The following is a 341-nucleotide window of genomic DNA, read 5'->3' on the forward strand; positions in this document are numbered from 1 at the left end:
CTCGGCGGCCACCTCGACCACGCGCTTGCCCTCGCCAAGAATGAGGGCATGGACGGCGCTACCGAGGTCGAGTGCCGCTGTGCGGGGTCTACCGTGCAGCTCGTGGTGCCGGAATCTCGCCGGGCCACCTTCTTCGAGGAGCGCCTTGGCGCGGCTAACGGACAGCGAGCCGTCGGGGATGGGGTCGGCGTGGTAGTCGGCGTCGGGGATGCCGTCATAGATGCCGGGTCGGGTGATGGTGGTAGGCATGTCAATGTCCCTGATCGGTGGGCAGCACTTCCGTCCCGATCCGCAGTCCGGCGCAGACCACGGGCGCGAGGATGACGACGATGGGCACGATG

General features: G+C 68.0%; 1 pseudogene. It reads right to left on the reverse strand.

What is annotated here, in order from left to right:
• Positions 1-249, reverse strand: a pseudogene (locus RMT89_RS41800) (hypothetical protein); the annotation flags it as partial.
• Positions 250-341: the final 92 nt, after the last annotated feature.

The sequence above is a fragment of the Streptomyces sp. P17 genome, from assembly GCF_032436805.1.
Taxonomy (GTDB): Bacteria; Actinomycetota; Actinomycetes; order Streptomycetales; family Streptomycetaceae; genus Streptomyces.